This is a genomic window from Pseudomonas sp. Pc102 (assembly GCF_018408275.1).
Classification (GTDB): domain Bacteria; phylum Pseudomonadota; class Gammaproteobacteria; order Pseudomonadales; family Pseudomonadaceae; genus Metapseudomonas; species Metapseudomonas tohonis.
Genome location: NZ_AP021905.1, coordinates 4,926,524 through 4,951,564, shown reverse-complemented (window position 1 = coordinate 4,951,564; position 25,041 = coordinate 4,926,524). Strand labels below are relative to the sequence as shown.

Annotated in this window: 29 protein-coding genes and 2 tRNA genes; 23 read left to right on the top strand and 8 right to left on the bottom strand. The window is 64.6% G+C overall.

Features of this window, described 5'->3' with window-relative positions; translation table 11 throughout:
* Positions 1–54: 54 nt before the first annotated feature.
* From PHLH3_RS22590 to PHLH3_RS22580, 3 genes are all read right to left on the bottom strand, one after another.
* Positions 55–525 carry a Dps family protein gene (locus tag PHLH3_RS22590; RefSeq protein ID WP_111263849.1) on the bottom strand — a complete coding sequence of 157 codons (471 nt, stop codon included), beginning with the start codon at positions 523–525 and terminating at the stop codon, positions 55–57.
* A gap of 134 nt (positions 526–659) precedes the next feature.
* Positions 660–1,478 (bottom strand): SDR family NAD(P)-dependent oxidoreductase, encoded by an 819-nt coding sequence (locus PHLH3_RS22585; RefSeq protein WP_213625852.1) that lies wholly within the window; start codon positions 1,476–1,478, stop codon positions 660–662.
* 86 nt (positions 1,479–1,564) lie between these two features.
* On the bottom strand, positions 1,565–2,671 hold the full coding sequence (locus PHLH3_RS22580) for an HD domain-containing phosphohydrolase (protein WP_213625851.1): 1,107 nt from the start codon (positions 2,669–2,671) through the stop codon (positions 1,565–1,567).
* Between the two features lie 224 nt (positions 2,672–2,895).
* On the opposite strand from PHLH3_RS22580, the gene aspS reads away from it, so the two are divergent.
* The 16 genes from aspS (at position 2,896) to nadA (ending at position 16,037) form a co-directional block, all read left to right on the top strand.
* A complete protein-coding gene (aspS, locus tag PHLH3_RS22575; RefSeq protein WP_173171884.1) occupies positions 2,896–4,671 on the top strand; it encodes an aspartate--tRNA ligase in 1,776 nt (591 codons plus the stop codon).
* A 62-nt stretch (positions 4,672–4,733) separates the two neighbouring features.
* Positions 4,734–5,483, top strand: a complete 750-nt coding sequence (locus PHLH3_RS22570; protein WP_111263845.1) for a YebC/PmpR family DNA-binding transcriptional regulator — start codon at positions 4,734–4,736, stop codon at positions 5,481–5,483.
* A 61-nt stretch (positions 5,484–5,544) separates the two neighbouring features.
* Positions 5,545–6,069: a crossover junction endodeoxyribonuclease RuvC gene (ruvC, locus tag PHLH3_RS22565; protein ID WP_111263844.1), complete on the top strand. Its 525-nt coding sequence runs from the start codon at positions 5,545–5,547 to the stop codon at positions 6,067–6,069.
* Positions 6,070–6,090: 21 nt separating this feature from the next.
* The gene (gene ruvA / locus PHLH3_RS22560; RefSeq protein WP_111263843.1) at positions 6,091–6,693 is read left to right on the top strand and encodes a Holliday junction branch migration protein RuvA; all 603 of its coding nucleotides are present in this window, start codon (positions 6,091–6,093) and stop codon (positions 6,691–6,693) included.
* Between the two features lie 6 nt (positions 6,694–6,699).
* Positions 6,700–7,752 carry a Holliday junction branch migration DNA helicase RuvB gene (ruvB, locus tag PHLH3_RS22555; protein WP_213625850.1) on the top strand — a complete coding sequence of 351 codons (1,053 nt, stop codon included), beginning with the start codon at positions 6,700–6,702 and terminating at the stop codon, positions 7,750–7,752.
* A gap of 90 nt (positions 7,753–7,842) precedes the next feature.
* A complete protein-coding gene (gene ybgC, locus PHLH3_RS22550; protein WP_111263841.1) occupies positions 7,843–8,289 on the top strand; it encodes a tol-pal system-associated acyl-CoA thioesterase in 447 nt (148 codons plus the stop codon).
* 2 nt (positions 8,290–8,291) lie between these two features.
* Entirely contained in the window at positions 8,292–8,987 is a 696-nt protein-coding gene (gene tolQ / locus PHLH3_RS22545; protein ID WP_111263840.1) for a protein TolQ, read from the top strand.
* A 33-nt stretch (positions 8,988–9,020) separates the two neighbouring features.
* Positions 9,021–9,479, top strand: a complete 459-nt coding sequence (gene tolR / locus PHLH3_RS22540; RefSeq protein ID WP_111263839.1) for a protein TolR — start codon at positions 9,021–9,023, stop codon at positions 9,477–9,479.
* Entirely contained in the window at positions 9,479–10,483 is a 1,005-nt protein-coding gene (gene tolA, locus PHLH3_RS22535; RefSeq protein ID WP_213625849.1) for a cell envelope integrity protein TolA, read from the top strand. Before tolR ends, tolA begins: the two co-directional genes overlap by 1 nt.
* On the top strand, positions 10,480–11,781 hold the full coding sequence (gene tolB / locus PHLH3_RS22530; protein ID WP_213625848.1) for a Tol-Pal system beta propeller repeat protein TolB: 1,302 nt from the start codon (positions 10,480–10,482) through the stop codon (positions 11,779–11,781). Before tolA ends, tolB begins: the two co-directional genes overlap by 4 nt.
* A gap of 55 nt (positions 11,782–11,836) precedes the next feature.
* Positions 11,837–12,334: a peptidoglycan-associated lipoprotein Pal gene (gene pal, locus PHLH3_RS22525; protein WP_111263836.1), complete on the top strand. Its 498-nt coding sequence runs from the start codon at positions 11,837–11,839 to the stop codon at positions 12,332–12,334.
* A 6-nt stretch (positions 12,335–12,340) separates the two neighbouring features.
* Positions 12,341–13,162, top strand: coding sequence for a tol-pal system protein YbgF (gene ybgF / locus PHLH3_RS22520; RefSeq protein WP_173171897.1), 822 nt, complete (start codon positions 12,341–12,343; stop codon positions 13,160–13,162).
* Positions 13,163–13,288: 126 nt separating this feature from the next.
* Positions 13,289–13,936 (top strand): 7-carboxy-7-deazaguanine synthase QueE, encoded by a 648-nt coding sequence (queE, locus tag PHLH3_RS22515; protein WP_213625847.1) that lies wholly within the window; start codon positions 13,289–13,291, stop codon positions 13,934–13,936.
* Position 13,937: 1 nt separating this feature from the next.
* A complete protein-coding gene (gene queC / locus PHLH3_RS22510) occupies positions 13,938–14,612 on the top strand; it encodes a 7-cyano-7-deazaguanine synthase QueC (RefSeq protein WP_213625846.1) in 675 nt (224 codons plus the stop codon).
* 59 nt (positions 14,613–14,671) lie between these two features.
* A tRNA-Lys gene (locus PHLH3_RS22505) sits at positions 14,672–14,747 on the top strand.
* Positions 14,748–14,978: 231 nt separating this feature from the next.
* A complete protein-coding gene (gene nadA / locus PHLH3_RS22500) occupies positions 14,979–16,037 on the top strand; it encodes a quinolinate synthase NadA (RefSeq protein WP_111263832.1) in 1,059 nt (352 codons plus the stop codon).
* A gap of 55 nt (positions 16,038–16,092) precedes the next feature.
* On the opposite strand, the gene PHLH3_RS22495 is transcribed toward nadA, so the two are convergent.
* Complete coding sequence (locus tag PHLH3_RS22495) at positions 16,093–17,526, bottom strand: M48 family metalloprotease (protein WP_173171905.1); 1,434 nt, start codon at positions 17,524–17,526, stop codon at positions 16,093–16,095.
* 105 nt (positions 17,527–17,631) lie between these two features.
* On the opposite strand from PHLH3_RS22495, the gene PHLH3_RS22490 reads away from it, so the two are divergent.
* Positions 17,632–17,883 carry a sulfurtransferase TusA family protein gene (locus PHLH3_RS22490; RefSeq protein WP_213625845.1) on the top strand — a complete coding sequence of 84 codons (252 nt, stop codon included), beginning with the start codon at positions 17,632–17,634 and terminating at the stop codon, positions 17,881–17,883.
* Between the two features lie 32 nt (positions 17,884–17,915).
* On the top strand, positions 17,916–18,995 hold the full coding sequence (locus PHLH3_RS22485) for an AI-2E family transporter (RefSeq protein ID WP_213625844.1): 1,080 nt from the start codon (positions 17,916–17,918) through the stop codon (positions 18,993–18,995).
* A gap of 52 nt (positions 18,996–19,047) precedes the next feature.
* Here the strand turns inward: PHLH3_RS22485 and PHLH3_RS22480 are convergent, their stop codons facing one another.
* Positions 19,048–19,521: a peroxiredoxin gene (locus PHLH3_RS22480; protein ID WP_173171911.1), complete on the bottom strand. Its 474-nt coding sequence runs from the start codon at positions 19,519–19,521 to the stop codon at positions 19,048–19,050.
* Positions 19,522–19,531: 10 nt separating this feature from the next.
* A complete protein-coding gene (locus PHLH3_RS22475) occupies positions 19,532–20,089 on the bottom strand; it encodes a glycine cleavage system protein R (protein WP_213625843.1) in 558 nt (185 codons plus the stop codon).
* A 167-nt stretch (positions 20,090–20,256) separates the two neighbouring features.
* Here PHLH3_RS22475 and dapA point away from each other — a divergent pair, with 167 nt between their 5' ends.
* The 4 genes from dapA (at position 20,257) to PHLH3_RS22455 (ending at position 23,473) form a co-directional block, all read left to right on the top strand.
* Positions 20,257–21,135 (top strand): 4-hydroxy-tetrahydrodipicolinate synthase, encoded by an 879-nt coding sequence (dapA, locus tag PHLH3_RS22470; RefSeq protein ID WP_111263826.1) that lies wholly within the window; start codon positions 20,257–20,259, stop codon positions 21,133–21,135.
* Between the two features lie 18 nt (positions 21,136–21,153).
* Entirely contained in the window at positions 21,154–22,269 is a 1,116-nt protein-coding gene (gene bamC / locus PHLH3_RS22465) for an outer membrane protein assembly factor BamC (protein ID WP_173171913.1), read from the top strand.
* A gap of 130 nt (positions 22,270–22,399) precedes the next feature.
* Positions 22,400–23,269 carry a phosphoribosylaminoimidazolesuccinocarboxamide synthase gene (locus tag PHLH3_RS22460; RefSeq protein WP_111263824.1) on the top strand — a complete coding sequence of 290 codons (870 nt, stop codon included), beginning with the start codon at positions 22,400–22,402 and terminating at the stop codon, positions 23,267–23,269.
* Positions 23,270–23,383: 114 nt separating this feature from the next.
* Positions 23,384–23,473 (top strand) — tRNA-Ser (locus PHLH3_RS22455).
* A gap of 46 nt (positions 23,474–23,519) precedes the next feature.
* Here PHLH3_RS22455 and PHLH3_RS22450 read toward each other — a convergent pair.
* The gene (locus PHLH3_RS22450; protein WP_244862931.1) at positions 23,520–23,876 is read right to left on the bottom strand and encodes a hypothetical protein; all 357 of its coding nucleotides are present in this window, start codon (positions 23,874–23,876) and stop codon (positions 23,520–23,522) included.
* 171 nt (positions 23,877–24,047) lie between these two features.
* Here PHLH3_RS22450 and PHLH3_RS22445 point away from each other — a divergent pair, with 171 nt between their 5' ends.
* Positions 24,048–24,287 (top strand): DNA-binding protein, encoded by a 240-nt coding sequence (locus PHLH3_RS22445; RefSeq protein ID WP_081672337.1) that lies wholly within the window; start codon positions 24,048–24,050, stop codon positions 24,285–24,287.
* Between the two features lie 178 nt (positions 24,288–24,465).
* Here PHLH3_RS22445 and PHLH3_RS22440 read toward each other — a convergent pair whose 3' ends face one another.
* Positions 24,466–25,017 (bottom strand): GNAT family N-acetyltransferase, encoded by a 552-nt coding sequence (locus PHLH3_RS22440; protein WP_213625842.1) that lies wholly within the window; start codon positions 25,015–25,017, stop codon positions 24,466–24,468.
* Positions 25,018–25,041 lie beyond the last annotated feature (24 nt).

Sequence of the window (25,041 nt, the reverse complement as noted above, 5' to 3'; positions counted from 1 at the left end):
TTTGCGCATAGCGAAAGGCCCGGAGAACCGGGCCTTTGCACGCGTCCGTCAGGGTCAGCTGGCGAGCAGGCTGCGCAGCATCCAGGCGGTCTTCTCATGGACCTGCATGCGCTGGGTGAGCAGGTCGGCAGTCGGCTCGTCGCTGACCTTGTCCAGCAGCGGGAAGATGCCGCGAGCGGTGCGCACGACGGCCTCCTGGCCCTGGACCAGCTGGCGGATCATGTCGTCCGAAGACGGTACGCCTTCCTCTTCCTTGATCGACGACAGGCGCGCGTAGGCGGCGTAGGTGCCGGGTGCCGGGAAGCCCAGTGCACGGATGCGCTCGGCGATGGAGTCCACGGCCAGCGCCAGTTCGGTGTACTGCCCTTCGAACATCAGGTGCAGGGTGTTGAACATCGGCCCGGTGACGTTCCAATGGAAGTTGTGGGTCTTGAGGTAGAGGGTGTAGGTGTCCGCCAGCAGGCGGGACAGGCCCTCGGCGATCGCGGCGCGATCCTGTTCGGCGATTCCGATATTGATTTCCATGCCTTTACTCCTCTCAGTGGCCGGGGCCTGGCTGGGGCCCGTGATGCGGCAGAGCCTAGCATAGAGCGCCCCAGGGTCGATCCTGGCGTGTGTCAATCGTTGCGATGCTTTGAGGCTATCGATCGCCGGGAGGTTCAACGGCGGCCGAGCAGTCTTGCCAGGACGCGTGGATAGCCGGCCGGTAGCAGCCGCTGGATGCGGTCGAGCAGGCGCGCGTCGGCCCCGATGAGAATGCGCGGGCGCTGCCGCCGGATGCCTTCGATGATCACCCGGGCCGCTTCCTCGGGCGTCGTGCGGGCCACCTTGTCGAACTGCGCGGCGGCGCGGGCGGCATCCTGGCGCCCATCCGGGCCCTGGTAGAAGCGCGCGGCCCTGGCGATGTTGGTGCGGATGCCGCCGGGGTGCACGCAGCTGGCGCGTACGCCGGTGTGCGCCAGTTCCTGACGCAGGGCTTCGGTGAAGCCGCGCACGGCGAACTTGCTGGCGTTGTAGGCACCCTGGGTGGGCAGGCTGATGATGCCGAAGATGCTGGAGACGTTGACGATCTGCCCTTCGTTGTTCTTCAGCAGGTGGGGCAGGAAGGCCTTGGTGCCATGCACCACGCCCCAGAAGTTGATGCCCATGATCCATTCGAAGTCGTCGTAACGCAGTTCCGCGACGGTCTGCGAGAGGGCGACGCCTGCATTGTTGATCACCAGTTGCACGCTGCCGTGCGCCGCGAGCACCTCGTCGGCGAAGGCATAGACCGCTGCGCGCTCGGCCACGTCCAGGAGGTGGGTGGTGATCTTGAGGTCGTGGCGGTCGAGTTCCCGGGCGACTTCGGCGAGATTTTCCCGATCAAGATCCGCCAGCGCCAGGTGGCAGCCCTCGGCAGCCAGTTGGTGGGCCAGTGCCCGGCCGATGCCCGATCCCGCCCCCGTCACCACCGCGACCTTCCCTGCTAGCGCCTGCATCTGGACTCCTCGATTCATTCTGCCCCGCCGCGAGTGGTCGGGCTGCGTGGGCAGCTTAGTCAGGCGCCGTAGGGGCGACAACCGAGTCAAAGGTGGGCGAGGGTGGGGTCTTCCTGCAGGCAGAGATTGAAGATGTCGACCCAGTAGGCGCTGAACTGGCTGCCGCCCAGGCCGTTGATTTCGAGGATGGCGCGCAGCAGCGGGCGCTTGCTCAGGGTCTGGTGGGCCCGCTCGTGGGTGCGGGCGTCGAAGGTGTCGACGATGTTCAGGATCAGTGCGCCGGGGCTGATCTCCGTTTCGCGCAGGCCCTTGGGGTAGCCGCTGCCGTCGGCGTGCTCCTGGTGCTGCAGGATGATCTCGGCGGCGTCCTCCCATTGCGGCATGCGCTTGAGCAGTTCCGCCCCCATGCGCGGGTGGGATTGCATGCGCCGGCGCTCGTCATGGTTCAGGGGTTCCTGCTTGTGCAGCAGTTCCAGTGGCAGCAGCGCCATGCCCAGGTCGTGCAGGCACACGGCGGCGGCCAACTGGCGGGGCGATACGGGGCGCCCGGCGCGCTCGTTCATCGCCAGGGCGAGTTCCAGCTGGCGCTGGCCACGGCCCAGCCAGAAGCGCGAGCGGTTCTCCGCCGCGGCCATGAGTTCGACGAAAAAACGCAGGTCGGGCTCGTCCTCCAGGTCGTGGCGAGCCAAGGGACCGTCGCTCTTCGCCTCGGGTTCCGGGGGCAGCAGGCGGGTGCTTGGGTCCAGCCGGTGCAGCAGGGCGCTGCGCAGTTCCGCCTGGCGTTGGGCGGGGGCGCTGGCCAGGGTCCTGAGGGCCTTGCTCAGCGGGCGTACATCCTCCTGCTCCCGGGTGTCGCCGCTCAGCGCCTGCTCGATCTGCGCGCGCAGGCGGTCCTGCAGCAGCAGGAGGATGTCGCCCAGCAGGCTGTCGAAGGCCAGGCTGCCCTCGCGCAGCCTGGCGAGCACATCCTCCAGGGCCTGCGGCAGGATGTTCAGGCGGTCCAGGCCGACGTAGCCGAGGTTGCCCTTGAGCGTGTGCACCAGGCGGAACAGTTCGCGCAGGCGTTCGTCGTCATCGGGGTGACGTTCCAGCTCGATCAGCAGGTGCTCGCAGCGGGAGAACTGTTCGCGGGTTTCCTGGCGGAAGTCATCCAGGAGGTCTGCGGTGATGTCGACGGGGCGCGGCGTGGCCATGGGCGTCCTCCACGGGCTTGGGCTCTTGAGTATAGAAAGGCTTCCGGCGGGCGGCTGCGCGGTATCGATTAACCATATATAATCCGCCCCTTTGCCACCGGTCCCCGGCCTGCGGCAGTGTGGTCCCGATGCCCGGCGGCGATTCACCGCCCGCCCGCGGTCATCGACGGCACGCACACTGGCGGCCCGACGAATTCAAGACTCAAGAGAAGCGAAACACGACCATGATGCGCAGCCACTATTGCGGCCAACTGAACGAGAGCCTGGACGGCCAGGAAATCACCCTTTGCGGCTGGGTCCACCGTCGCCGTGACCACGGCGGGGTCATCTTCCTCGACATCCGTGATCGTGAAGGCCTGGCCCAGGTCGTGTTCGACCCGGATCGCGCCGAGACCTTCGCCAAGGCCGACCGCGTGCGCAGCGAATACGTCGTCAAGGTCACCGGCAAGGTGCGTCCGCGCCCGGCTGGCGCCGTCAACGCCAACATGGCATCCGGCGCCATCGAAGTGCTGGGCTACGAGCTCGAGGTCCTCAACCAGGCCGAGACTCCGCCCTTCCCACTGGACGAATACTCCGACGTCGGCGAAGAGACCCGCCTGCGTTATCGCTTCATCGACCTGCGTCGCCCGGAAATGGCCGCCAAGCTGAAGCTGCGTGCGCGCATCACCAGCAGCATCCGCCGCTACCTGGACGAGAACGGCTTCCTCGATGTCGAGACCCCGATCCTCGGTCGTCCGACTCCGGAAGGTGCGCGTGATTACCTGGTGCCGAGCCGTACCTACCCGGGCAACTTCTTCGCCCTGCCGCAATCGCCCCAGTTGTTCAAGCAACTGCTGATGGTTGCCGGCTTCGATCGCTACTACCAGATCGCCAAGTGCTTCCGCGACGAAGACCTGCGTGCCGACCGCCAGCCGGAATTCACCCAGATCGACATCGAGACTAGCTTCCTCGACGAGAGCGACATCATCGCCATTACCGAGAAGATGGTGCGCCAGCTATTCAAGGAAGTCCTCGACGTCGAGTTCGACGAGTTCCCGCACATGCCCTTCGAGGAAGCCATGCGCCGCTACGGTTCGGACAAGCCCGACCTGCGCATCCCGCTGGAACTGGTCGATGTCGCCGATCAACTGAAAGACGTCGAGTTCAAGGTCTTCTCCGGCCCTGCCAACGATCCGAAGGGCCGTGTCGCCGCGCTGCGCGTGCCGGGCGGCGCGAGCATGCCGCGCAAGCAGATCGACGACTACACCAAGTTCGTCGGCATCTATGGCGCCAAGGGCCTGGCCTACATCAAGGTCAACGAGCGCGCCAAGGGCGTTGACGGCCTGCAGTCGCCGATCGTCAAGAACATCGCCGAGCCCAACCTGAACGTGATCCTCGACCGCGTCGGTGCGGTCGATGGCGACATCGTGTTCTTCGGCGCCGACAAGGCCAAGGTCGTCTGCGACGCCCTGGGTGCGCTGCGCATCAAGGTCGGCCATGACCTCAACCTGCTCACCAAGGAGTGGGCGCCGATGTGGGTCGTGGACTTCCCGATGTTCGAAGAGAACGACGACGGCAGCCTGACCTCGCTGCACCACCCGTTCACCGCGCCCAAGTGCACCCCGGAGGAGCTGGAGGCCAACCCGGCCGGCAAGCTGTCCCGTGCCTACGACATGGTGCTCAACGGCACCGAACTGGGCGGCGGCTCCATCCGCATCCACGACAAGTCCATGCAGCAGGCGGTGTTCCGCGTACTGGGCATCGACGATGCCGAGCAGGAAGAGAAGTTCGGCTTCCTCCTCGACGCGCTGAAGTACGGCGCCCCGCCGCACGGCGGCCTGGCCTTCGGCCTCGATCGCCTGGTCATGCTGATGACCGGCGCCGCCTCGATCCGCGAAGTGATCGCCTTCCCGAAAACCCAGAGCGCCGGTGACGTCATGACCCAGGCGCCGGGCACCGTGGATGGCAAGGCACTGCGCGAGCTGCACATCCGCCTGCGCGAACAGCCCAAGGCCGAGTAAATCGTTCCACCCCGACGGCGGCGCCCGATGCGCCGCCGCCACCAGAAAGCACGGAGTCAGTTATGGCGGGTCATTCCAAATGGGCCAACATCAAGCACCGCAAGGAGCGTCAGGACGCCAAGCGCGGCAAGATCTTCACCAAGCTCATCCGTGAGCTGACCGTCGCGGCCAAGCACGGCGGCGGCAACCCGGCGGACAACCCGCGTCTGCGCCTGGCCGTGGACAAGGCGCTCACCGCCAACATGACCCGCGACACCATCGATCGCGCGATCGCCCGCGGCGCCGGTTCCAACGAAGCCGACAACATGGTCGAGCTGAGCTACGAGGGTTACGCGCCGAGCGGCGTGGCGATCATCGTCGAAGCCATGACCGACAACCGCAACCGCACCGCCGCCGAAGTGCGACACGCATTCAGCAAGTGCGGCGGCAACCTCGGTACCGATGGTTCGGTGGCCTACATGTTCGATCGCAAGGGTCAGATCAGCTACGCCCCTGGCGTGAACGAAGACGCCCTGATGGAAGCGGCCCTGGAAGCGGGCGCCGACGACGTGGTCGCAGCGGACGACGGTTCGGTGGAGGTCTACACCTCGTTCGCCGACTTCCTCAGTGTCAACGAAGCGCTCACCGCCGCCGGTTTCAAGGGCGACGAGGCTGAAGTGGCGATGATCCCCTCGATCACCGCGCCCATCACCGACCTGGAAACCGCGCAGAAGGTGATGAAGCTCATCGACATGCTCGAGGACCTGGACGACGTGCAGAACGTCTACAGCAACGTGGACATTCCCGACGATGTGATGGCCCAGCTGGGCTGACACGAAAAAGCCGGAGCGGACGCTTCGGCTTTTTTACTTGGGCACCTGATATAGAGCTGCAATGACCCTCATCCTCGGTATCGACCCTGGTTCGCGCATCACCGGTTACGGCGTGGTCCGCGACACCGGGCGCGGTTGTGAATACGTCGCGTCCGGCTGCATCCGCACCGGCAGTGGCGAGTTGCAGGAGCGCCTGCTGATCGTCTTCCGTGGCGTGCGCGAGGTCATCCAGACCTACGGGCCGGTGACCATGGGCATCGAGAAGGTCTTCATGGCGCGCAACGCCGACTCCGCGCTCAAACTGGGCCAGGCCCGTGGCGCCGCCATCGTCGCCGCGAGCGAGGAGGGGCTGGAGGTGGCCGAGTACAGCGCCAGCCAGGTCAAGCAGGCCATCGCCGGCACCGGTGGCGCCGACAAGCAGCAGGTGCAGATGATGGTCATGCACCTGCTCAAGCTGGTGCAGAAGCCCCAGATCGACGCCTCGGATGCCCTGGCCATCGCCCTGTGCCATGCGCATCACCGGCAGAGCCTGATCCCGCACGGCCTCGCCACCGCCAAGCGCCGCGGCGGACGGCTCCGTTTGTAACCCCATATAAGGACGCACTTCGTGATTGGACGTTTGCGTGGCACCCTGGCGGAAAAACAGCCGCCGCACCTGATTCTCGATGTCAATGGCGTCGGCTACGAGCTGGAAGTGCCCATGACCACCCTCTACCGCCTGCCCTCGACCGGCGAGCCCGTGACCCTGCACACCCATCTGGTGGTGCGCGAGGACGCGCACCTGCTCTACGGCTTCTTCGAGAAGCGCGAGCGCGAACTGTTCCGCGAGCTGATCCGCCTCAATGGCGTCGGCCCCAAGCTGGCCCTGGCGCTGATGTCCGGGCTGGAAGTGGACGAGCTGGTGCGTTGCGTGCAGGCCCAGGACACCTCGACCCTGGTGAAGATCCCGGGTGTCGGCAAGAAGACCGCCGAGCGCCTGCTGGTGGAGCTGAAGGACCGCTTCAAGGCCTGGGAAACCATGCCGAGCATTTCCACCCTGGTGGTCGAACCGCTCAACGCCAAGGTTTCCAGCGCCGAGAGTGATGCGCTGAGCGCCTTGATATCCCTGGGCTTCAAGCCCCAGGAAGCCAGCCGTGCCGTTGCCGCCATCAAGGAAGAAGGGCTGTCCAGCGAAGAACTGATCCGCCGCGCCCTGAAAGGAATGGTGTAACACCGCATGATCGAAGCAGACCGCCTGATAACCGCCAGCAGCCGCGACCGCGACGAGCAGCTGGACCGCGCCATCCGCCCGCTGAGCCTTGCCGACTACGTGGGCCAGCCCACCGTGCGCGAGCAGATGGAGCTGTTCATCCAGGCGGCCCGCGGGCGCAACGAGGCTCTCGACCACACGCTGATCTTCGGCCCGCCGGGCCTCGGCAAGACCACCCTGGCCAACATCATCGCCCAGGAAATGGGGGTATCGATCAAGAGCACGTCCGGCCCGGTGCTGGAGCGCCCCGGTGACCTGGCTGCGCTCTTGACCAACCTGGAGTCCGGCGACGTGCTTTTCGTCGACGAAATCCACCGTTTGTCGCCCATCGTCGAAGAGGTGCTGTACCCGGCGATGGAGGACTTCCAGCTCGACATCATGATCGGCGAAGGCCCTGCGGCTCGTTCGATCAAGCTCGACCTGCCGCCCTTCACCCTAGTCGGCGCCACTACGCGCGCCGGCATGCTGACCAACCCGCTGCGCGACCGTTTCGGCATCGTCCAGCGCCTGGAGTTCTACAGCACCCAGGACCTGACCAGCATCGTCACCCGTTCCGCCGGCATCCTGGGGCTGCACATCGAGCCCGAGGGAGCCTTCGAAATCGCCCGTCGTGCCCGTGGCACCCCGCGCATCGCCAACCGCCTGCTGCGCCGCGTGCGCGATTTCGCGGAAGTGCGTGGCAAGGGCCAGATCACGCGGGTGATCGCCGACCAGGCGCTGAACCTGCTGGATGTCGACGAGCGTGGCTTCGACCACCAGGACAGGCGTCTGCTGCTGGCGATGATCGACAAGTTCGACGGTGGCCCGGTGGGCATCGACAACCTGGCCGCTGCGATCAGCGAGGAGCGCCACACCATCGAGGATGTGCTGGAGCCCTACCTGATCCAGCAGGGCTACATCATGCGCACCCCCCGTGGGCGCGTGGTCACCCGACACGCCTACCTGCACTTCGGCTTGAACCTGCCCAAGCGCATGGCCGAGTCACCCACCGACGATTTGTTCGGGGTGGGGGACGAATAGGGGAAATCGCTGTCGAACCGAGCGGCGGGCGCTGGGGGTGAAAAAACAGTGCCCGGCCTGATTGGCAACCTTTGGAGTAAGCACTAGAGTATGCGCGCGCAAAATGGGGCCCAGCCTTTCGTGCATCGGAGCCGCGTCTATTACGAAGACACCGATGCCGGTGGCATCGTCTATTACGTCAACTACCTCAAGTTCATGGAGCGGGCTCGCACCGAGTGCCTGCGAAGCCTGGGTTTTGCCCAGTCCGAGCTGGTAGGGGAGAACCTGCTCTTCGTCGTGCATTCGGCCGAGGCGCGTTACCACGCTCCCGCCCGGCTCGACGACGAGCTGACCATCAGCGCCGAAGTGATCGAATTGAACCGTGCCAGCCTGCGCTTTCGTCAACAGGTGAGGCGGGCTACGGATGATGCGCTGCTCTGTGAAGGGCAGTTCCTGGTGGCCTGTGTGCGCGCCGACAGTTTGAAACCCCGGGCGATCCCCGAAGCGCTGCGTTCAGCCTTCGCCGCCGTACCGGGCCAACCCCCTGCAGGAGACTAAGCGTGGAAGCCAACGTCGTCGACCATACCTCCATGTGGAGCCTGATCAGCAACGCCAGCATCGTGGTGCAACTGGTCATGCTCACTCTGGTGGCCGCTTCGGTCACCTCGTGGATCATGATTTTCCAGCGCAGCAACCTGCTGCGCGCGGCGAAGAAGTCCCTCGAGACCTTCGAGGAGCGCTTCTGGTCGGGCATCGATCTGTCCAAGCTGTATCGCCAGGCCGGCAGCAACCCCGACCCGGATTCCGGCGTCGAGCAGATCTTCCGCGCCGGCTTCAAGGAGTTCTCCCGCCTGCGCCAGCAGCCCGGCGTCGATCCGGATGCGGTGATGGAAGGCGTGGCTCGTGCCATGCGCGTCGCCATTTCCCGTGAGGAGGAAAAGCTCGAGCAGAGCCTGCCGTTCCTCGCCACCGTCGGTTCCACCAGCCCCTACATCGGCCTGTTCGGTACCGTCTGGGGGATCATGAACTCCTTCCGTGGTCTGGCCCAGGTGCAGCAGGCCACTCTGGCTACCGTGGCTCCCGGCATCGCCGAAGCGCTGATCGCCACTGCCATCGGCCTGTTCGCGGCGATCCCGGCGGTCATTGCGTACAACCGTTTCGCAGCTCGTGGTGAGACCCTGATCAGTCGCTACTACACCTTCGCCGACGAGTTCCAGGCCATCCTGCACCGCAAAGTGCACACCAGCGACGAATAAGACGCAGGTTCAATAGAGGACAGGTTTCACGCCATGGCCAGAATTCGCCAAAAACGCAAGCCGGTCGCCGAGATGAACGTGGTGCCCTACATCGATGTGATGCTGGTGCTGCTGGTCATCTTCATGGTGACTGCGCCCATGCTCAACCAGGGCGTCAAGGTCGACCTGCCGAAGGTGTCCAGCGAGGCGCTGCCGCAGGACAACGACTCTCGCGTCCTGACCATCTCGATCAAGGCCGACAAGAGCTACTACTGGAACATGGGCGAGGAAGTGGACCCGGACCAGGGCAAGGCCAGCGAGACGTCCAGCACGCTGCCGCAACTGGTGCAAGCGGTCACCGCGATCATGAGCCAGAACACCAGCCAGGGTAAGAAGGTCCAGGTCTTCGTCCGGGGTGACAAAGCCGTCGACTACGGCTCCGTGATGGCCGTCATGGGCGGCCTGCAGCAGGCCGGCGTGGGTAATGTCGGGCTGATCACCGAGGCGCCCTGATGCAGCAGCAGAGCGAACGCTCCCCATCGGAAAGCTATTTCTGGCCCGCGGTCTGGGCCATAGGCCTGCACGTGCTGATCTTCGGCACGCTGTTCGTCAGCTTCGCCTTCACCCCTGAACTGCCGCCAGCGCGCCCGATCGTGCAGGCGACGCTCTATCAGCTGAAATCGCAGAGCCAGGCGACCACCCAGACCAACCAGAAGATCGCTGGCGAAGCCAAGAAAGCCGCCGCTCCGCAGTACGAAACCGAACAGATGGAGCAGAAGAAGGCCGAGCAGCAGAAGCTGGAGCAGCAGAAGGTCGCTGCGGCCAAGGCGGCGGAACAAAAGAAAGCCGAGGAGGCTCGAAAAGCGGAAGAGGCAGCCGAGGCGAAGAAGGCGGATGACGCCAAGAAGGCCGAGGAAGCCAAGAAGCAACAGGCCGACATCGCCAAGAAGAAGGCGGAAGAGGAAGCCAAGAAGAAGGCTGCCGACGAGGCCAAGAAGAAAGCCGCTGAAGAGGCGAAGAAGAAAGCTGCAGCCGAGGCCGCGAAGAAGAAGGCTGCCGAGGATGCGAAGAAGAAGGCCGCCGCCGAAGCCGCGAAGAAAAAGGCAGCGGAGGAGGCCAAGCGCAAATCGACCGAGGACAAGAAGGCCGCCGCTCTCGCTGACCTGCTGTCCGACACTGTCGAGCGTGAGCAGACCCTGGCCGACGAGGTGGGCGACCAGGTTGCCGGCAGCCTGGACGACCTGATCATCAAGCTGATCAGCGAGAACTGGCAGAAGCCGCTGTCGACCCGCCCGGGCATGAGCGTCGAGTTGCTGATTCAGATGTTGCCCGACGGCACTATCACCAACGCCAGCGTCACTCGTTCAAGTGGCGATGGGCCCTTCGACAGCTCCGCGGTGGCCGCGGTGCGCAGCGTAGGGCGCATCCCCGAAATGCAACAATTGGATCGCGCTACCTTTGACAGGATGTACAGGCAGCGTCGCGTCGTCTTCAAACCGGAGGATTTAGGTCTGTGAACACTCTGATTCGTATCGTCCTGCTCGGCCTGACCATGCTGGTCGGTGCCGTGCAGGCCGCTGATCCGCTCCTGATTACGGGTGGTCGGGACAGCGCAACCCCCATCGCGGTGGTGCCCTTCGGCTGGCAGGGCGGCAACGTCCTGCCCGAGGACATGTCCGACATCATCGGCAATGACCTGCGCAACTCCGGCTTCTTCGAGCCCATCCCGCGGCAGAACATGATCAGCCTGCCGACCCAGGCGAGCGAAGTGATCTACCGCGACTGGAAGGCCCTGGGCGCCCAGTACGTCCTGGTGGGCAGCATCGCCCCGGCCGGTGGTCGCCTGCAGGTGCAGTTCGCCCTGTTCAACGTCGCCACCGAGCAGCAGGTGTTCGCCGGCAGCGTCAGCGGCTCCACCGACCAGCTGCGCGACATGGCGCACTACGTGGCCGACCAGTCCTTCGAGAAGCTCACCGGCGTGAAGGGTGCGTTCTCCACCCGCATGCTGTACGTGACCGCCGAGCGTTTCTCGGTGAACAACACGCGCTATACCCTGCAGCGCTCGGACTACGATGGCCAGCGCGCCGTGACCCTGCTGCAGTCCCGTGAGCCGATCCTCTCGCCGCGCTACGCACCGGACGGCCGCCGCATCGCCTATGTCTCCTTCGAGCAGAAGCGCCCGCGCATCTTCATCCAGCACATCGACACCGGTCGCCGTGAGCAGATCACCAACTTCGAGGGCCTGAACGGCGCGCCGGCCTGGTCGCCCGAAGGCAATCGCCTTGCGTTCGTGCTGTCCAAGGACGGCAACCCGGAGATCTACGTGATGGACCTGGGCAGCCGCCAGCTGCGCCGCGTCACCAACCACATGGCGATCGACACCGAACCTTTCTGGGGCGCAGATGGCCAGACCATCTATTTCACCTCGGATCGTGCCGGCAAGCCGCAGATCTACAAGACCAACATCAACGGCGGCGAGCCGCAGCGCGTGACCTTCGTCGGCAACTACAACGCCAACCCGAAGCTCTCGGCTGACGAGAAGACCCTGGTGATGATCCATCGCCAGGATGGCTTCACCAACTTCAAGGTGGCGGCCCTGGACCTGGTCCGTGGCGGTGCTCCGCGCATCCTTTCCGGCACCACTCTGGATGACTCGCCCACTGTTGCGCCAAACGGCACCATGCTAATCTACGCCACCCGCCAGCAGGGCCGGGGAGTGCTGATGCTCGTGTCCACAAACGGGCGCGTGCGACTCCCGATTCCAACCGTTCAAGGCGATATCCGCGAACCGTCCTGGTCGCCGTACCTGAACTGACGCGGTATCCACTTTTGTTTTGCTAAACACACTGGGGCTCATTAGGAGTTACATGATGGAAATGATCAAATTCGGTAAGTTCGCTGCTCTGGCTCTGGCCATGGCTGTTGCAGTTGGTTGCTCCTCCAAGGGCGGCGACGATTCCGGTCAGGGCGCTGTAGACCCGAACGCTGGCTACAACAGCGGCAACAGCGGTGTTGACGGCAGCCTGAGCGAAGAAGCCGCTCTGCGCGCCATCACCACCTTCTACTTCGAGTACGACAGCTCCGACCTGAAGCCGGAAGCCATGCGCGCTCTGGACGTACACGCCAAGGACCTGAAAGGCAACGGCGCTCGCGTCGTTCTGGAAGGCCACACCGACGAGCGCGGCACCCGCGAGTACAACATGGCTCTGGGCGAGCGTCGTGCCAAGGCCGTTCAGCGCTACCTGGTTCTGCAGGGCGTTTCCCCGGCTCAGCTGGAACTGGTTTCCTACGGCGAAGAGCGTCCGGTTGCCACTGGCAACGACGAGCAGTCCTGGGCTCAGAACCGTCGCGTCGAACTGCGTAAGTAATTCGATATGCGTAAGTGCCGTCGTGCTTTGACTGTATTGGCCCTCAGCAGCCTGCCCCTGGCTGCCTTTGCTGAGGTTCCCGTGGTGGACGGAAACGATGCCGGTTACGGCAACAGTTACCCGCCCGCTGGTTATGGCACGACTGGCGCCTATGCCGGATCCGGGGCTTCGGCCCCGGTGTCCGCGCAAGGCGAGCTGTTCATGCAACTGCAGCAGATGCAGGAAGAGACCGCCCGCCTGCGTGGGATGGTGGAAGAACAGCAGAACCAGATCGAGCAGCTCAAGCGCGAGTCGCTGGAGCGCTATCAGGATCTGGACAGCCGCTTGAATGCGGGCGCAGCGGGCGCACCAGCCGCACAACAGAATTCCCCTGCCGATGGCGCGATCAACGCCGCCGGCACTCCCTCGGCACCGGCCCAGCAGCCGGCCGCCAGCACCGAACCGGGCGATCCGGCGAAGGAAAAGCTCTACTACGACGCTGCCTTCGACCTGATCAAGGCCAAGGACTTCGACAAGGCCAGCCAGGCTTTCGGCGCATTCCTGCGCAAGTACCCCAGCAGCCAGTACGCCGGCAACGCGCAATACTGGCTGGGCGAAGTCAATCTCGCCAAGGGTGATCTGCAGGGCGCCGGCCAGGCTTTCGCCAAGGTCAGCCAGGTCTATCCGCAGCACGCCAAGGTGCCGGATTCCCTCTACAAGCTCGCTGACGTCGAGCAGCGCCTGGGCAATACCGACAAGGCCAAGGGCATCCTCAAGCAGGTCGTCGCACAGTACCCGGGCAGCTCCGCCGCCCAGCTGGCGCAGCGGGATCTCCAGCGCCTGCCCTGATCCACGCCTCCGAGCATCGAGAAACCCGCGCCTGTCGCGGGTTTTTTCGTTAGAATCGCCGCCCTCTGACTCTTCTTCCAGCAACGGAGGCGGATGGCCTGTTTAGCCGTTACGCCCGTGGCCCCTATGCAACAGACCCTGCGACTGACCGAGATCTTCTACTCGCTGCAGGGGGAGACGCGTACCGCCGGCTTGCCGACGGTATTCGTGCGCCTGACCGGCTGTCCCCTGCGCTGCCAGTATTGCGACACCGCCTATGCCTTCAATGGCGGCCAACTCCACACCCTGGATGACATCCTCGCCCAGGTGGCTGCCTACAAGCCCCGCTACGTCTGTGTGACGGGCGGCGAGCCGCTGGCGCAGCCCAACTGCATCCCGCTTCTGCAACGGCTCTGCGACGCCGGCTACGAGGTGTCGCTGGAAACCAGCGGCGCCCTGGACATCTCGGCCGTGGATACGCGCGTCAGCCGTGTCGTCGACCTGAAGACGCCAGGCTCCGCCGAGCTTGCCCGCAATCGCTACGAGAACATCGCCCAGCTGACCCGCAACGACCAGGTGAAGTTCGTCATCTGCTCCCGCGAGGATTACGACTGGGCCGTCTCCAAGCTGATCGAGTACCGGTTGGAGCAACGCGCGGGCGAGGTGCTGTTCTCGCCCAGCCACCAGCAGGTGAGCGCGCGGAACCTCGCCGACTGGATAGTGGCCGACAACCTGCCGGTACGGCTGCAGCTGCAATTGCACAAGATTCTCTGGAACGACGAGCCGGGACACTGATATGAGCGACAAGAAAGCGGTAATCCTCCTCTCCGGCGGCCTGGACTCCGCCACGGTCGTGGCCATGGCGCGTGCCGAAGGCTATGCCTGCTACACCATGAGCTTCGACTACGGCCAGCGTCATCGTGCCGAGCTGCAGGCGGCCGACCGCGTAGCCAGGCAACTGGGCGTGGTAGAGCACAAGGTCATAGGTCTCGACCTGAACGGCATCGGCGGCTCGGCCCTGACCGACAGCAGCATCGCCGTGCCGGAGGCGCCTACCGAAGGCATCCCGGTCACCTACGTGCCGGCGCGCAACACCGTATTCCTGTCCCTCGCCCTGGGCTGGGCGGAAGTGCTCGGTGCGCGGGATATCTTCATCGGCGTCAACGCGGTGGATTACTCCGGCTACCCGGATTGCCGCCCCGAGTTCGTCGAGGCCTTCGAGCGCATGGCCAACCTTGCGACCAAGGCTGGCGTCGAGGGTGATGGCTTCCGCATGCAGGCGCCATTGCAGAACCTCAGCAAGGCGCAGATCGTCCAGGCGGGCGTCAGGCTTGGGGTCGACTACGCTTTGACGGTGTCCTGCTACCAGGCCGATGACGAGGGCCGCGCCTGCCGCAAATGCGACAGCTGCAGGCTACGTGCGGATGGCTTCGCGGCCGCTGGCGTGCAGGATCCTACGAGATATTTCTGATTTTTTTTACGGTGGGGTGTTGAATTCCTGAATAAAATCAGTATTATGCGCTCCGCGTCGGGTCGTTAGCTCAGTCGGTAGAGCAGTTGGCTTTTAACCAATTGGTCGTAGGTTCGAATCCTACACGACCCACCATACAAGGCTCCGCGAGGAGCAACGGAAGCGGGAAGATCGAAAGGTCTTCCCGCTTTTCGTTTGCCCGCAGGAAAGTCGAGCGCGGTGACCGCGGAGGGCGCAGCCCCTCCCGCTGCCATGCCCAATGGCGTTAATCTGCGTTATCATCCGCGCCCCGATCCGCGTGGCCCCTGGCCCGGCGGGCGGTGACCCAACAGGCTTTCGCGCAACGCGCTCGCAGGTCCAGCAGACATGTCCCATCTCTCCGAACGTTTTCTCGTCCAGGCCCATCTCGCCGCGAAGCAGCCCCGGCAACTGACTGCCGATGAAGAGGCGCAGCTCCGGGCGCAGATCGCAGCCGAACTGAAGGCGCAGAACGCCGTTCTGGTGGCCCACTACTATTGCGATCCGGTGATCCAGGCCCTGGCCGAGGAAACCGGCGGTTGCGTGTCCGATTCCCTGGAGATGGCCCGCTTCGGCAACCAGCACGAGGCGCAGACGGTCCTGGTGGCTGGCGTACGCTTCATGGGCGAGACCGCGAAGATCCTCAATCCCGAGAAGCGCGTGCTGATGCCGACCCTGGAAGCGACCTGCTCCCTGGACCTGGGCTGCCCGGTGGATGAGTTCTCGGCATTCTGCGACCAGCACCCGGAGCGTACCGTCGTCGTCTATGCCAATACCTCCGCGGCGGTGAAGGCGAGGGCCGACTGGGTGGTGACCTCCAGCTGCGCGCTGGAAATCGTCGAGAGCCTGATGGACAACGGCGAGAAGATCATCTGGGCGCCGGACCAGCACCTGGGACGCTACATCCAGCGCGAGACCGGTGCCGACATGCTGCTCTGGGACGGAGCCTGCATCGTTCACGAGGAGTTCAAGGCCAAGCAGCTCGAAGACATGAAGGCGCTCTATCCGGAGGCCGCCATCCTGGTCCATCCGGAATCGCCCGAGGCGGTCATCGAGCTCGCCGATGCGGTGGGTTCCACCAGCCAGCTGATCAAGGCTGCGCAGACGCTGCCGAACAAGATGTTCATCGTCGCTACCGATCGCGGCATCTTCTACAAGATGCAGCAGCTGTGCCCGGACAAGCAGTTCATCGAAGCGCCCACCGCCGGCAATGGGGCGGCGTGCCGCAGCTGCGCGCACTGCCCCTGGATGGCCATGAACACCCTGGAGCGCACCCTGCAGTGCCTGCGCGAGGGCAGCAACGAGATATTCGTCGATGCCGCGCTGGTGCCGCGCGCGGTCAAGCCGCTCAAGCGCATGCTCGACTTCACCCAGGCCGCGCGGTTGAAGCTCGCCGGCAACGCCTGATCGGCACGCAAAAAAAAGCCCGGACATGTCCGGGCTTTTTCATGGGCGGCTTGCGTCACCGCATCATCTTCTTGATGGTCTTCTGCTGCTCGATCATTTCCTGCTGGCGTGCATCGATGCGCGAGGCGAGCGGGAAGTTGTTGGTCGCGCGGCGCTTGGCGAAATCCAGCTGCTCGATGGCCTGGTCGTAGTCGCCGACCAGGGCGAAGAACTCGGCGCGCGCCTGGTGCAGGCCGATGGTGTTGCCGGCGAGGCCACGCACCTCGGCCACCTGGTACCAGACGTCCGGATCGTTCGGGCGGCTCTTGATCAGGCCGTCGAGGATCTTCTCCGCTTCCTGGGGCTTGTTCAGCTTGAGCATCAGGTCGCTGCGCGCCTGCTTGAGCGGGTAGTTGTTGGGGTACAGGCCGAGCAGCCGGTCGACGCGTTGCTGGGCGTCCTGCAGGCGGTTGGCGGTGATGTCCAGGTCGACCTGCGCCAGGTTGTATACGATCTCGTTGGGGGCCTTGGCCAGCAGCTGCGCAAGGGCTTCGCGTGCTTCGTTGAGCTGCCCGTTCTTGATCTGCGCGATGGCCAGGCCATAGCGGGCGGCATCCAGCTTGGGATCGGCATCGAGCTGGGCGCGGAAGCGCTTGGCCGAGATCCCCGGGGTCTCCTCGAACATCAGCTGCACGCGGGCGCGCATCAACTGGTAGCGCAGGCTGTTCTCGACGCCGCCCGGCGGCAGCTGTTCGGCGCGGTTGCGGGTGTCGGCGATACGCGACTCGGTGACCGGGTGGGTGAGGAGGAATTCCGGTGGCTTGGAGTCGTAGCGGTACTGGCGCATCAAGCGCTCGAACATGTTCGGCATGGCCCGGGGGTCGTAGCCGGCCTTCTCCAGGTTGAGCAGGCCGATGCGATCTGCTTCCTGTTCGTTCTGCCGGGAGAAGCGACGTTGCTCCTGGATCGCCGCGGCCTGGGTCGACATGATCGCCGCCATGCCTGCGTCACCGGCGCCGGCCGCCGCCGCGACGATGCCGGCGAGCATCGCCGCCATCACCGGGATCTGCATGCGTTGCTGGGCTTCGATGCCGCGCGCGAAGTGGCGCTGCGAAAGGTGCGCCAGTTCGTGGGCCAGCACCGAGGCGTATTCGGCTTCGTTGGGGGCATAGAGGAACAGGCCGCCGTTGACCCCGACTATCCCGCCCGGGGCGGCGAAGGCGTTGAGCTGCGGGCTCTTGAGCAGCACGAATTCCAGGCGGCGGTCCTGCAACTGGCTGGTTTCGGCCAGGCGGTAGACGCTGGTCTCGACGTAGTCCTTGAGCTGCGGGTCCGAGAGTTGCTCCACCTGGCCGCGCAACAGGCTCAGCCAGGCGCGGCCCAGTTGGTGTTCCTGCTCCGGAGAGACGATGGCCGAACTGGAGTCGCCGAGGGACGGCAGGTCATCGGCCATCACGGGCGATGCAAGGAGGCAGGCAAGCGTCAGCAGAGTGGGGCGCAGCGGATTCATGCACAGGGCTCTTGTCGGCAAAGCGCTAACTGTAGCCTCCTGCCCGGTCGGCTGGCCAGGGTTGTGCGGGCTTCTGTATCCTAGGCGCCCTCTTGGAGAACACTCATGACTGACGCCGCCGGCCGCCCCGATACCTTCGACGCCGAGCTGGACGCCAGCGGGCTGAACTGTCCGTTGCCGCTGCTCAAGGCCAAGCTGGAACTCAACCGCCTGCCCAGCGGCGCGGTACTCAAGGTCACTGCTACCGATGCCGGTTCGCAACGCGATTTCCGTGCCTTCGCCCGCCTTGCCGGCCACGTGCTGCTGCACGAGGAAGAGCAGGGCGGCACCTATCGCTACTGGCTGCGCAAGGCCTGAATCTCCCTGCTTACGCTTACCAAGGAACTCCGATGTTCAAGGTGCTTCGCGACTGGGTGCAGCGCTACTTCTCCGATGAAGAAGCGGTGGTGCTGGCGGTCTTCCTGGTCCTGGGTTTTACCCTGGTCCTCACCCTAGGCAACATGCTGGCGCCGGTCCTGGCAGGGTTGGTCCTGGCCTTCCTGATGCAGGGAGTGGTGAATTTCCTCGAACGCCTGCGCATGCCGCAAACGCTGGCCGTGTGGCTGGTCTTCGCCCTGTTCATCGGGGCCCTGGCGCTGTTCCTGGTGGTGCTGATGCCGCTGTTGTGGCAACAGCTCAGCACCCTGTTCAAGGAGCTGCCGCGCATGCTCGGCGAATGGCAGTCGCTGCTTCTGTTGCTGCCCGAGCGCTACCCGCACCTGGTGACCGACGAGCAGGTGCTCAACGCCATCGAGGTGACCCGCAGCGAGGTCGGCAAGTTCGGCCAGTGGGCGCTGACCTTCTCCCTCTCCAGCCTGCCGCTGGTGGTCAACCTGATGATCTACTTGGTACTGGTGCCGATCCTGGTGTTCTTCTTCCTCAAGGACCGCGAGCTGATCCTGCGCTGGCTGAGCGGCTACCTGCCTCGCGAGCGCGCGCTCATGACCCAGGTGTGGCAGGAGATGAACCAGCAGATCGCCAACTACATCCGCGGCAAGGTGATCGAAATCGTCATCTGTGGCGGTGTCACCTACGTCGCCTTCGTATCCCTCGGGCTCAACTATTCGGCGTTGCTGGCATTGCTGGTCGGCTTGTCGGTAGTGGTGCCCTACATCGGCGCGGTGGTGGTGACCGTCCCGGTGGCGCTGATCGCGTTGTTCCAGTGGGGCTGGGGCGACCAGTTCATCTACCTGATGGTGGTCTACGGGGTGATCCAGGCGCTGGATGGCAACATCCTGGTGCCGCTGCTGTTCTCCGAGGCGGTCAACCTGCACCCGGTGGCCATCATCTGTGCCGTGCTGCTGTTCGGAGGTCTCTGGGGCTTCTGGGGCATTTTCTTCGCGATTCCCCTGGCGACGCTGTTCAAGGCCGTGCTCGATGCCTGGCCGCGCAGCGGACCACTGAGGGACGGGCCGTCGCCGCTGATGTGACGGGCATGAAAAAGGCCGCTTTCGCGGCCTTCGTTCATTGCGGCGGGGCGGGTCAGCCCTTGTTCAGCGCCTGGGCGGCCGCGAGCACGGCATCCACGTGGCCCGGAACCTTCACGCCACGCCATTCCTGACGCAGCACACCGTTCTTGTCGATGAGGAAGGTGCTGCGGTCGACGCCCATGTATTCCTTGCCATAGAGCTTCTTCAGCTTGATCACGTCGAACAACTGGCAGACCGCTTCGTCCTTGTCGGAGATCAGCTCGAAGGGGAACTCCTGCTTGCACTTGAAGTTCTCGTGGGACTTCAGGCCGTCGCGGGAGACGCCGAAGATCACGGTATTGGCGGCAGCGAAGGCCCCGTGCTGGTCGCGGAAGCCCTGGCCTTCGGTGGTGCAGCCGGGGGTGCTGTCCTTGGGGTAGAAATACAGGACGACCTGCTTGCCTTTCAGGGCGGAGAGCGTCACCTGCTGGCCGCTGGTGGCGGGGGCGGTGAAGTCGGCTACCGGTTGGTCGATTGCTACGGCCATGTCTTGCTCCTTACGGATGTTGCGGGCGCCAGGGCTCGATCAGGGCGTCGAGGTTCAGCGCATCGGCGAAGTCGAGGAACTGATCGCGCAGCCAGCTGATCTGGGTGCCGGCGGGCAATGTCACGGTGATGGTGGCGTTGAGCATGGTGCTCATGGTCTGCGGCGCCTGGTAGGTGTCGCAGGTGAGGTTCTCAAGCTCGACACGGTGGTCGATGAAGAACTGGCACAGCTCATTGAGGATGTCCGGGCGGTAGGCCGCGCTGACGTAGGCCACGTAGGGCAGCGATTGCGGGCGTGGCTCCAGCGCGCCGCTGCGGGTTACCTGGAAGGTGAATTCGTGGCGCTTGGACAGGGCCGGCAGGCCTGCCTCCAGGCGGGCCAGCGCATCCCAGCTGCCGGATACCTGCAACACCAGTGCGCTGTATTCGCCGTGGCGAGTCAGGCGGCTGCTGACCACGGCGCAGCGGTTTTCCTGGCTGGCTCGGCACAGCACATTGGTCAGCTCCATGGGGTTGACGCCAAGGGCGCTGATCACAAGGAATTGTTCGCGGGGCGGGGTGGTGGACATGCAGCATTCCTAAAGCGAGGGGAGGGCGGCCAAAGCCGCGTCGATCAAAGCGGAGAGGTTAGCGAAAAGCGCTGCCGAGGGGAATGCTTGAGGCGCCCTCGTCAGCTTGTGCTGGGCAATGGGCACCAGTACCATTACGGCTCTCTTTTTCCGGCAGGAGCGGTTGCATGATTGCGGGCAGTATGGTGGCACTGGTCACGCCCATGGATGCACAAGGTCAACTGGACTGGGCGAGTCTGACCAAGCTGGTGGATTTCCACCTGCAGGAAGGCACCAACGCCATAGTCGCAGTCGGCACCACGGGTGAATCCGCGACGCTGGATGTGAACGAACACATCGAAGTCATCCGCCGCGTGGTGGATCAGGTCAATGGCCGCATCCCGGTCATCGCCGGCACCGGTGGAAACTCCACCCGCGAGTCCGTCGACCTCACCGCCGCCGCCAAGAACGTGGGCGCCGATGCCTGCCTGCTGGTGACCCCGTACTACAACAAGCCGACCCAGGAAGGCCTGTACCAGCATTTCCGCCACATCGCCGAATCCGTCGCGATTCCGCAGATCCTCTACAACGTCCCTGGCCGCACCGTCTGCGACATGCTGCCCGAGACCGTCGAGCGCCTGGCGAAGATCTCCAACATCATCGGTATCAAGGAAGCCACCGGCGACCTCAAGCGCGGCCAGGAAGTCCTGGATCGCGTGAGCAAGGACTTCCTCGTCTACTCCGGTGACGATGCCACCGCCGTCGAGCTGATGCTCATGGGCGGCAAGGGCAACATTTCCGTGACCGCCAACGTCGCGCCCCGCGAGATGGCCGACCTCTGCGCCGCTGCCATGCGTGGCGATGCCGAGACCGCTCGCGCGATCAACGACAAGCTGATGCCGCTGCACAAGGCGCTGTTCATCGAATCGAACCCGATCCCGGTGAAGTGGGCCCTGCACGAGATGGGCCTGATGCCCGACGGCATCCGCCTGCCGCTGACGTGGCTCAGCCCGCGTTGCCACGAACCGCTGCGTCAGGCGCTCCGCCAGTCCGGTGTATTGGCTTAATCCGAGGAATTACTACGCATGAAGCGACTGGCCGGACTCTCCGCTCTCGCCCTGATGATCTCCAGCACCAGCGGCTGCGGCTGGCTCTGGGGCGAAAATGGCTACTTCCGCGACCGCGGCAACGACTACCTGGAAGCGCGCCAGACCGCGCCCATGCAGTTGCCTCCGGATGCCCAATCCAAACGCCTTGACCCGTTGCTGCCGGTGCCGATGAACGTCGCCGACAGCCGCAGCGACGCCGACTACGAAGTCCCGCGCCCGCAGCCCCTGCAAGTCAAGGGTGAGGTCAGCGACTACAGCCTGCAGAAGAGCGGCGACTCGCGCTGGGTGGTTGCCCAGCGCATCCCGGCCGAGGTCTGGCCGGTGGCTCGCCAGTTCTTCGAGGACGGCGGCTTCAAGGTCGTCGACGAGCGTCCGCAGACCGGCGAGTTCAGCACCGCCTGGCAGCGCCTCGACCAGCTCTCCGCGCCCCTCGCACGCCGCCTCGGCAGCCGTGTGAGCGGTGTCGAGCCCGACAGCGAAGTGCGTGCCCGTGTGCGTATCGAGCCGGGCGTGCAGCGCAATACCAGCGAGATCTTCGTCCTCACCACCACCCGCCCGGCAGGCAGCAGCGCCGATACCGGTTGGCCGAGCCGCTCCGACAGCCCCAGCCTCGAGGCTGCGCTGATGGACGAAATGCTCGCCAGCATGGCGCGCAGCGCCGAGCAGGGTGGTTCCGTTTCCCTGCTGGCTGCCCGCGACTTCGATGCGCCGAGCCGCGTGACCCTGTCCGAGGACGGCAGTGGCAACCCGATCCTCAACCTGGGTGCCGACTTCGACCGTTCCTGGTCCAGCGTCGGTCGTGCCCTGGAAGTGGCGGATGTCCGCGTCGACGACATCAACCGCAGCCTGGGCGTGTACTACATCAACCTCGCCGAGGGCGCGGAGAAGGACCAGGAGCCTGGCTTCTTCAGCCGCCTGTGGGGCAGCGCGCCGAGCAAGGAAGAGATCGAGGCCCGTGCCGAGCGCTACCAGGTTCGCCTGACCCGCGTCGGTGACAGCGTCCAGGTCACCGTGGAGAAGGACATCAACACCGTGGCACCTGCTGATGTGGCGCGCCGCGTGCTGGGCCTGATCCAGGAAAACCTCGGCTGAGGCCGGACCGACCGGGTGGCGGTTGACCTCCACCCGGCTCCAGCCGACGCGCCGCAGGGCGCGGCGGCGAGACAATAGGCGAAACCCCGCAGGTTTCGCCTGTTTCGTTTAACAGAGGCGGAAAATCGACATGACCACTCCCAGCACCCTGAGCCTGAAGAAGATCTACTCCGGCAAAGTCCGCGACCTCTATGAGATCGATGCCAAGCGCATGCTCATGGTCGCCACCGACAGGCTCTCGGCCTTCGACGTCATCCTCGAGCAGCCGATCCCGGACAAGGGCAAGATCCTCACCGCCATCTCCAACTTCTGGTTCGACAAGCTGGCCGACGTGGTGCCCAATCACTTCACCGGCGACAAGGTCGAGGACGTGGTGCCCGCCGCCGAGCTGCCGCTCGTGGAAGGCCGCGCCGTGGTCGCCAAGCGCCTCAAGCCAGTGGCCGTCGAAGCCATCGTGCGCGGCTACATCGTTGGTTCGGGCTGGAAGGAATACCAGAAGACCGGCACCGTCTGCGGCATCCAGCTGCCCGCCGGCCTCAAGGAAGCCTCCAAGCTGCCCCAGCCGATCTTCACCCCCTCGACCAAGGCCGCTGTCGGCGACCATGACGAGAACATCTCCTTCGAGCAGTGCGAAGCCATCATCGGCAAGGAACTGGCCGCCAAGGTCCGCGATACCGCCATCGCCCTCTACAGCACTGCTGTCGAGTACGCCGCCACTCGCGGCATCATCATCGCCGACACCAAATTCGAATTCGGCATCGACGAAGACGGTACCCTGACCCTGATGGACGAAGTGCTGACCCCTGACTCCAGCCGCTTCTGGCCGGTGGAAAGCTATGTCGAAGGCACCAACCCGCCCAGCTTCGACAAGCAGTTCGTCCGCGACTGGCTCGAGTCCACCGGCTGGAACAAGGAGCCGCCAGCCCCCGCCGTACCCGCCGACGTCGCACAGAAGACCGCCGACAAGTACCGCGAGGCCCTGACCAAGCTCACCGCCTGACCCCGGCAGCGGGGCTGCCGGCCGGGGCAATACGCAAGCATCTGAATGCACGCGAAAAAATTGCCACGGCGGGCTTCGCCAATCGCTTTTCAGCTGGTATCATGCGCGCCGTTCGGGAAGATGCCGGAGTGGCCGAACGGGACGGATTCGAAATCCGTTGTGTCAGCAATGGCACCTAGGGTTCAAATCCCTATCTTCCCGCCATACACAGCAAAGCCCCTGGTTCGCGAGAGCCAGGGGCTTTGTGCTTTCAGGCATGCCCGCGCGCGCCTGGTGCTGGCAGGGGGCGCTGTACCAGCACCTTCATCCGGCGGATGTCCGACCAGAACAGCTCATCCGGGAACGGGCCCGGCGCCAGCGCGTTCTTCACCAGGAAGTAGCCCTCCTCGCAAATCCCCTCCACCGGCACCACCACGCCCACGATGTGGTAGCAGCAGAACAGCGGATGCGGCACCTCTTCCCAGTGCAGCTCCATCACCATCGTCTGCCCCAGGTTTGCCAGTGCCGTTCTGGTGTCCACAGGTCGCTCGCTCATGCTTTCCACTCCAGTGCCAGCCGCTGACGGCAAAGCAGCCAGTGCCGCCGGCAAGGGGTCTTCCCGTTCCATGCCTATTCCGTCACTATCCGTGGCTATTTCGAAGGCCTGCACGCCTTTGTCTCTTGGGTAACTATTTCCCACGGGTGAACTATATCCCACGAAATCATGTTCTGGGAAGTTATTGCCCAGAATTAAGGTCGAAGATGTTTTATGCAGACAGCGGGCGATAGAGCACGAGCGTTGATCAAGCGGCTGGGACCGAAAAAGGCCAGTGAACTGGGTGGAGGCAACCACGACCGTTGGCGGAGCGTCAGCAAAGGCGCGGTGAGAGTCAGCACGGAAGAGATCGACGTGCTTGTGAAGGCCTATCCCCAGTACGCGTTCTGGCTGGCTTGCGGCCAGATTGCACCCGAGATCGGGCAGACAAGCCCGGCCTATGACGACACCCATCCAGATTTATCGCCATCCAGCGCCGAGTGACCACGGGCTGTGTCCCGCAGCTTTCCGCCCAGCGCCGCATCGCTTCTGCCTAAGCGCCTGGCTTCTCCAGTCGAGCTTCCAGCAGTTGAGACCGGACGAAAGTCAGCGCATCCCTGAATCGCGGATGCCGTGTCTCGCCAGGTTCATGGGCAAGGGGATGCCAGACAGGCAGGGCTGCTCATCCCCCTACCTCGTACTCCATCGGATAGTCGCAAGGCTCCCGCGCCACCTGCTCCGGCCACAACCACTGCGCATCCACACAACCCTGGCGCTGGTAGAACCGCACCGTCTCCCTCGCCGAGTGGGACGAGACATACAGGCGCTCGATGCCCTTGTGGCGGGCCTCTTCGAGACAGCGGGCGAACAGCAGGCGCCCGACGCCCCTGCCACGCTCGGTGGCCTCGACATGGAACTCCTTCAATGGCCGGTAGCGCCCGGTGGGTTCTATAGGCGCGCCGTCCACACAGGCGAAGCCGACGACCCGCCCCAGACGGGTCGCCAGGCAGACCATGCCGCCGTTGGCCAGAGCGGCCCGCAGCGTGTCCTTCACTTCCTGACGTTCGGCCGGGGACCAGTCGTCGATGAAGGGATCGGCGCTCTCCACCGCGCGGCCCGCCTGCAAGCGAATGACCCGGTCCACTACCTGCCGCCGCTCGAAGATGAACACGAAGTCGAGGGCCGAATCGGCTACCGGGGAGGTGTGAAGGGTGATGTCCGGGGGGCTGCTCATGGGATTCCTGCAGTTGATCCAGGG

Bases quoted from the DNA above. Each gene is read 5' to 3' on its own strand.
- PHLH3_RS22460 (WP_111263824.1), top strand. From the start codon at position 22,400: ATGACCACTCCCAGCACCCTGAGCCTGAAGAAGATCTACTCCGGCAAA.
- PHLH3_RS22490 (WP_213625845.1), top strand. From the start codon at position 17,632: ATGACTGACGCCGCCGGCCGCCCCGATACCTTCGACGCCGAGCTGGAC.
- PHLH3_RS22480 (WP_173171911.1), bottom strand. From the start codon at position 19,521: ATGGCCGTAGCAATCGACCAACCGGTAGCCGACTTCACCGCCCCCGCC.
- ruvC (WP_111263844.1), top strand. From the start codon at position 5,545: ATGACCCTCATCCTCGGTATCGACCCTGGTTCGCGCATCACCGGTTAC.
- ybgC (WP_111263841.1), top strand. From the start codon at position 7,843: ATGCGCGCGCAAAATGGGGCCCAGCCTTTCGTGCATCGGAGCCGCGTC.
- PHLH3_RS22585 (WP_213625852.1), bottom strand. From the start codon at position 1,478: ATGCAGGCGCTAGCAGGGAAGGTCGCGGTGGTGACGGGGGCGGGATCG.
- PHLH3_RS22440 (WP_213625842.1), bottom strand. From the start codon at position 25,017: ATGAGCAGCCCCCCGGACATCACCCTTCACACCTCCCCGGTAGCCGAT.
- queE (WP_213625847.1), top strand. From the start codon at position 13,289: ATGCAACAGACCCTGCGACTGACCGAGATCTTCTACTCGCTGCAGGGG.
- PHLH3_RS22485 (WP_213625844.1), top strand. From the start codon at position 17,916: ATGTTCAAGGTGCTTCGCGACTGGGTGCAGCGCTACTTCTCCGATGAA.
- ybgF (WP_173171897.1), top strand. From the start codon at position 12,341: ATGCGTAAGTGCCGTCGTGCTTTGACTGTATTGGCCCTCAGCAGCCTG.
- dapA (WP_111263826.1), top strand. From the start codon at position 20,257: ATGATTGCGGGCAGTATGGTGGCACTGGTCACGCCCATGGATGCACAA.
- PHLH3_RS22570 (WP_111263845.1), top strand. From the start codon at position 4,734: ATGGCGGGTCATTCCAAATGGGCCAACATCAAGCACCGCAAGGAGCGT.
- nadA (WP_111263832.1), top strand. From the start codon at position 14,979: ATGTCCCATCTCTCCGAACGTTTTCTCGTCCAGGCCCATCTCGCCGCG.
- bamC (WP_173171913.1), top strand. From the start codon at position 21,154: ATGAAGCGACTGGCCGGACTCTCCGCTCTCGCCCTGATGATCTCCAGC.
- PHLH3_RS22590 (WP_111263849.1), bottom strand. From the start codon at position 525: ATGGAAATCAATATCGGAATCGCCGAACAGGATCGCGCCGCGATCGCC.
- tolA (WP_213625849.1), top strand. From the start codon at position 9,479: ATGCAGCAGCAGAGCGAACGCTCCCCATCGGAAAGCTATTTCTGGCCC.
- PHLH3_RS22450 (WP_244862931.1), bottom strand. From the start codon at position 23,876: ATGGAACGGGAAGACCCCTTGCCGGCGGCACTGGCTGCTTTGCCGTCA.
- queC (WP_213625846.1), top strand. From the start codon at position 13,938: ATGAGCGACAAGAAAGCGGTAATCCTCCTCTCCGGCGGCCTGGACTCC.
- PHLH3_RS22580 (WP_213625851.1), bottom strand. From the start codon at position 2,671: ATGGCCACGCCGCGCCCCGTCGACATCACCGCAGACCTCCTGGATGAC.
- aspS (WP_173171884.1), top strand. From the start codon at position 2,896: ATGATGCGCAGCCACTATTGCGGCCAACTGAACGAGAGCCTGGACGGC.
- ruvB (WP_213625850.1), top strand. From the start codon at position 6,700: ATGATCGAAGCAGACCGCCTGATAACCGCCAGCAGCCGCGACCGCGAC.
- tolR (WP_111263839.1), top strand. From the start codon at position 9,021: ATGGCCAGAATTCGCCAAAAACGCAAGCCGGTCGCCGAGATGAACGTG.
- pal (WP_111263836.1), top strand. From the start codon at position 11,837: ATGGAAATGATCAAATTCGGTAAGTTCGCTGCTCTGGCTCTGGCCATG.
- PHLH3_RS22475 (WP_213625843.1), bottom strand. From the start codon at position 20,089: ATGTCCACCACCCCGCCCCGCGAACAATTCCTTGTGATCAGCGCCCTT.
- PHLH3_RS22495 (WP_173171905.1), bottom strand. From the start codon at position 17,526: ATGAATCCGCTGCGCCCCACTCTGCTGACGCTTGCCTGCCTCCTTGCA.